This window comes from Cloacibacillus sp., from assembly GCA_036655895.1.
Taxonomy (GTDB): Bacteria; Synergistota; Synergistia; order Synergistales; family Synergistaceae; genus JAVVPF01.
This window is the reverse complement of sequence record JAVVPF010000066.1, coordinates 1-5,572: the sequence shown is the minus strand read 5'-3', so window position 1 is coordinate 5,572 and position 5,572 is coordinate 1. Positions and strand designations below refer to the sequence as shown.

General features: G+C 44.1%; 4 protein-coding genes. All 4 read right to left on the bottom strand.

The genetic code is table 11. The features are described 5' to 3' along the window. Positions 1 to 2,065, bottom strand: a 2,065-nt coding sequence (locus RRY12_12380) for a DEAD/DEAH box helicase (protein ID MEG2185469.1), incomplete at its 3' end; no start/stop codon positions are given. 15 nt (positions 2,066 to 2,080) lie between these two features. Then, positions 2,081 to 3,439, bottom strand: a complete 1,359-nt coding sequence (locus RRY12_12375) for an EH signature domain-containing protein (GenBank protein MEG2185468.1) — start codon at positions 3,437 to 3,439, stop codon at positions 2,081 to 2,083. Further along, positions 3,439 to 4,182: an OmpA family protein gene (locus tag RRY12_12370; protein MEG2185467.1), complete on the bottom strand. Its 744-nt coding sequence runs from the start codon at positions 4,180 to 4,182 to the stop codon at positions 3,439 to 3,441. The genes RRY12_12375 and RRY12_12370 overlap by 1 nt, the downstream gene beginning before the upstream one ends. An 8-nt stretch (positions 4,183 to 4,190) precedes the next feature. After that, a partial coding sequence (locus tag RRY12_12365) for a hypothetical protein (protein ID MEG2185466.1) occupies positions 4,191 to 5,572 on the bottom strand: 1,382 nt, incomplete at its 5' end.

Sequence of the window (5,572 nt, the reverse complement as noted above, 5' to 3'; positions counted from 1 at the left end):
GCTGCTGGTCGCTCATTTCACATTTATGGAGAACTATTTCTTTGCGAGGCAGACCTTCAATAGTTTCGCTTTTGAGCCGACGTAGCATAAGGTCTTTTATTTTATCTTTTAGCTTTTCGCCCAGCTCCTCTGCTGAAGTCTCTGGATACGCGAGCGGACGGCAGAACTGCGCGTTGAACTCCTTAAGAGACAGCAGGCGTCCGGGATTGGCAAAATCCATTATGTTCCATAGGTCCATCCAACTGTTTTCAACCGGAGTACCTGTCATACACAGCCCAAAATCATATTTCATGGCTTTTACTGCCGAAGATAACCTAATGGTAGGATTTTTTATTTTTTGGGCCTCGTCAAGCACAATAACCGCCCATTGTACTGTAGCAAAGTAAAGCGCATAATTCCGTAGCGTTTCATAGGTGGTCAGAACAAGCGCATCCTCTGGAATATTAGTGAAATCAATGCGCCCATTCTTGATATAGTATTTTAAACTAGGTCCCTGCATCACCTCTGGTTCTCCAAAAAGGTTAGTATCAAAGAACCGATGATACTCGGAGTTCCAGTTGTCAAGAAGCGCGACAGGAGCCGTTATGAGAAACCTTTTCTTTTCAAGCGTTCCCGCGTTCATCTTCTCTTTAAGCCAAGCAAGGAAGCAGAAACCTTGCAGCGTTTTACCAAGCCCCATATCGTCCGCCAAAAGCGCACCTTTGACAAATCCGCGTGTCCATAGGCTCTCCAGCCATTTAAGCCCCTCGCACTGATGTTGGAGAAGTTTCATTTGACGTTTCAAGCTTAAGGGTATTTCCAATATTACCATATCCTCGGCACGGGCTTCTCCTAATTTCCCAGCACTGTAATCCAGCTCTTCAATATTGTCATATATCAAAGGCGAAAGCGTGTTATTCTTTTTCGCCTTTTCGATTCTTATTGAAACGGCCCTTGAAGTCTCATCTGGCTCCGCCGGAATGATCATTTCCACTGCCTTTTGAGTTTCCTCTGATGCAGGTATGGCATGACCTTCATAGGTTATAGTAGGCTCGCCCTTTTGAATGGCGGCCTTTATTATATCCCTGACTTCAGCTGCGTCCTTAGGCTTTATCTGGATACGCACATCGTCCAAAAGCAGTCCGCATTCCGGCGGAAGCCAGCTTTCTTTGAGGAGACTTATAAAAGGGAATACCCTTGGTTTATACTCTCCAATTTCCCGCACTCTTTCGCTGAAATCATCAAGAGAAAATATTTCCGTCGCAAGCACCATCTCAGGCGCCTGTAGAAACTCACGCTTTTTCTGGCCGCTCATTTTCCGTGACGCAGCGAGTTTTTCGACAGCTTTTTTTTGCTCATCATCTATCACCACCCTCGTCTGTGGCGACGTTTTTATTACATTCTGCATTCGTCTTCCCCGGAAGATATGGTCGTTCAGTCCTGACGTGGCTTGAGAAGCAAACTCGGAGGTTACCTCGTCTGTGGCTTCTATGACGGGTTCTATAATAAGAGAATCGTCCTCCATCTTAAGCCGTACAGAGAATTGCTTCGGATGAAGTACATGCAGGTCTTTATAGGTTTCGTCAAACTTGCAGGAAGAATGAGATGAGAGGGTATGGATACGCGCAAAGGCAAGATGGTTTGCCGTAAGATTTTTTTCTTCCTCTTTTAAATTATTGAAGCGGGCCGCTTCGTCTATAAGAAGATATTGATCTTTTATAAAAATGTAGGCTTCTTCAGAATTTATTCTAATAAAGCTGCCTGTAATAACAGGATTGACTATTTTGTTTGCGTCGTCTCTAAAATATGAAATATTATATACGAGATTCTGGCTGGTAATATTGTTTTTAAGGTCGATGTGGAAGCGAAACGGATAAGCATCCGGCAGTTTAAGTGTCTCCAACTCTTCTCGGTCAAGCATATAGGCGTTTTTATGTGGAATGATAAACTCATCGCCTTTACAAATGACCTTTTCTTCATCCCATAAAGAAAGAAGGAGCGCTTGCGTTCCTGGCGCCTCCGGCAGTTTGTTTTCAGCCGTTCTATATCCATTTTCGTCTACATTCCAAATCGAATAAGAATCCATCTGGTCGTCCTCCTGTTAAAATCTATAGCTTTTAGCCGGGCTTATTCCCAGATTCTGCTGTATCCAGGTTTTTACACTCTGCTGCCAGCTGTAGTGGGAATAACTGTAATGGCTCTGTTTATAATAGGGCTCCCAGCTGCGGAAATATGCGGTATAATATTTTTTTCCTATTTCTATAGGGGCTTCCGCTTTTTTCCAGACTCTGAGAGCACCCGAGGTATTCCATTCAATAAAAAGAAATCCTCGCATTTCAAACATAAAAATACTCTGATCCGTGGATACTCCACTTAATCCGGCATACTGAATTGAATCTGCGTCGTTTCGATTGAGCTTGGAGTGCAGAAGTCTTCTTGCATCTGCCCCCAAGGCTACCCATGTATTTTCAAAATAGGGCAAATATGCCTCCCAGAATTTCATGCGATATTCCCATCCCTGGTCATAAGATGAACCGGTAATGATTGCAAAGAAGGTTTCGAGATCAAATTTTGCAAGCCACTGGATGAAGATTTTTTTAGCTTCAGCTGTCACCCCATCCCATCGTTTTGTTCCAAGAAGGCGAGGGTCGCCAAGATGCTTTAAGTAAAACTGGCGAAGACGATCCTGTTGCGTATTATTTGCAGCCCACGGTATAAGGATGGTAGCACTTGCTGAAAGGAACGCTTTGCTGTAGTCCGAGTTCTTGGAATAATCGGGCGCAACAAAGCCATCAAGTTCTTCAAATTTTCTGCTGGCGCTGATTGATGTGGAGAGATAAAAATTTGATACGACTACCGACATAAACGCTCCCCAACGTATAGAATCGTCAAACTTAAGTTTTATTAAACATTGACGCGCTGAACCTGCAACTCCCAGTCCTTCAGCAAAACGTCTGGCACCATTTACATCAAAGATAAATGAAATAGTCTGCCAGAAGCGTATCCGCATGCTTGGATCCTCGCAATCCTTAAGATAATTATCGATATACATCCTCACCAGATTCATGCCTTCTACTCTGTTATTATAATGGGTCAGATAAAACTTTATGAGAGAGAGTATTGTCCTGCGAGATTTATTCCGGCTAATAATAAGGTCTAGCAAGAATTTGGTAAAACTTGTGTTATTTATTGGAGAATCCATGTTTTCTCCAACAAACAACACGCCCGGAATATATTTGGTCTGTGCAAATGGAAGAAGCGAGTGATCTCCGCTCTGCCAAGCGTGCAGACACCTAGAATAAATTTCCTTCATATTGGTGGGAGAAAGAGGCTTTACCTCCTCAAAACGCTCCACAAGCTCCACGGACGCCTCTTTTATTTTTGACCGTACTGGTACAAAACATGGAGCACCTGGCGCTTGATAAGATACTTTGAGAAGTTCTTTCAGATTATCAAACATCATTTATCTTCCTGGTTTTTTATATCGGGGTTTTCCGTTGAGAATACTTCGGCCTTCGGCGGCATCATAGTGATGCGGAAAGCAATACGGCGGTTTCTCTCTTTTGCCGCCTCTTGAACCTGCTTGCCGCCCTGCGTCTCAACTGCAAGAGGTCTCGTATCGGCATAACCACTGCAGGAAAAAAGGGGCTGTCCGCTGCTGTTTTTCAGCTCCGACTCCACCTCTTTTTTCGTAGCCTTCATCAGTTTCCAGGTGGCGATAGCGCGCTGGGTTGAAAGCCACCAGTTGTCACGCCCAATGCGCTCAAGCTGCGTCGCATAATTGTCGCCGTCCGTATGCCCCTCTATGAAAACAGTTTCAACTTTGCCCTTATAATTTTCATCATTTAATACTTTGTACAGGATAATAGTAAATTTTTTGATCAAAGTCTGCCCTTGTGGGGAGAGTTTGTCGTTTCCCTTTGTAAATAACGAGGTGCTTGGAAAATTTATAACGCCTATATCCTTTTTAACCTCAATACTAAGGATATTTTGTCCCTTTAGCTCCCTGTCTATTCTCTCAAGCATCTGGGTACGTATCTCCTGGTTGCTAATCAGTTTGTCGTTATGTGCTTTAAAGTTTAAAGCAAAGGCGATGAGAACAAGAATAAAAATGCTGAGAAGCCCTGCCATTAGGTCACTGATACTAATTGTAAAACAATCTTCATCTGAGCCGGAAACATGTTTATAGATTCTTTTTCTCATTGCCCAATCTACTGCCTCTTAATTTTTTGAAGCTCATGGGCTAGATTACCGACGGCGTCGTTTATTTCCTCAACGGCGCCTTTTATTTCATCAACGCCGGCGCCGATGCTTCCCATAGCGGTACCTATGTCAGAATCAAAGACCTGAAGCTGGCCATGCAGAGTATCACTCACCGTCAGACTGTACTCCTTCACTCTGTCGGAAAGCGCGGCAAAAACACCGTCAATATCCGTTTGAAGCGTTTTCATACTGGCTCCGTAGGCATCGACGTTTGATTTCATCGAGGCATAGAGCGATCTCAAAAGCTCCAGATTTTGACTTGACATTTTTCCATGAGCATCCACCGAGGCTAGGACCTCTTTTACCTGCTCCTGGAATATCTGCTGAAATTTGCTAGATAGTTCGTTTACGCTCTTCAAGCGCTCGCTGCTTTGGGCGATGATTGAGGCTGCGCCTTTGAACTTATCGGCGGTTTCCGAGGCCGACTCAATCATGTCGCTGCTGTTTTTAATAAGACTGCTGAAACTTTCCATAGATTCCTGCATCTCTTTATTATTGGAAGAATAGACATCTTCAAAACTGGTCGTAACGCGGAGTATTGTATTTGAAAGGTCGTCTGTAAGCTGTATCATACTATCATTTGTCGTCTGGCTTTGGTGCTTAAGACGCTCAGAAATAACACTGATATTCTCTGTGACAGAGGCAAGCAACTGCGAGATCTTCTCCGCCGAGGCATCCTGAGATGTCTCGAACCTGGACGTCAGTAGAGAGAAAGACTCTTCGAGCGACGACGTCATTAACCGTATTTGCTCCAGCACCTGCGAAGAACCCGCACTTTGTTCACGCGCCTGCTTTTCCAAAATCTCGTTGAGCATTTTTGCAGAATCCGAAAAATTTGCTCCGATAACGCTCGTCATTTCTTTCATCGATGAAGATAACGAGGTCTGCATCTCAGAGACAGCAGACTTCAGCGCCGCTATCATGAACTCAGTATTTGCTTTTATGGAGGAAGAAGAATTATCCTGAGACTGAGCCGCGGAGAGAAGAACATCTGAAATTTTTTGCGTGACGCCTCCTAATGTTTTCTCCATCTCCGCTAGAAGGAGCTGTGTATGCGTTGAATTCTCCTGAAGAGTAGCCCCGGCCTCTTTTATTGAACTCCCAAAGGAGGCAAGCTCGCTTCCCATGCTGTTGTTCATCGTTTCGGCAATGGAGGAGGCACCCGCGTTGTTAAGCTCCTTTATTGCAATCAGCAGTTCATCAAGAGTAGGCTTAAAGTTCTGCGCCAGTTTTTCATCGATTTGCGCGCCTATCGCGTAGGCGATTTCACTATTAAAGGATGCGAGTTCTTTTGTTTGTTTTTTCAATTCTTTCAGTTCATCATACATAA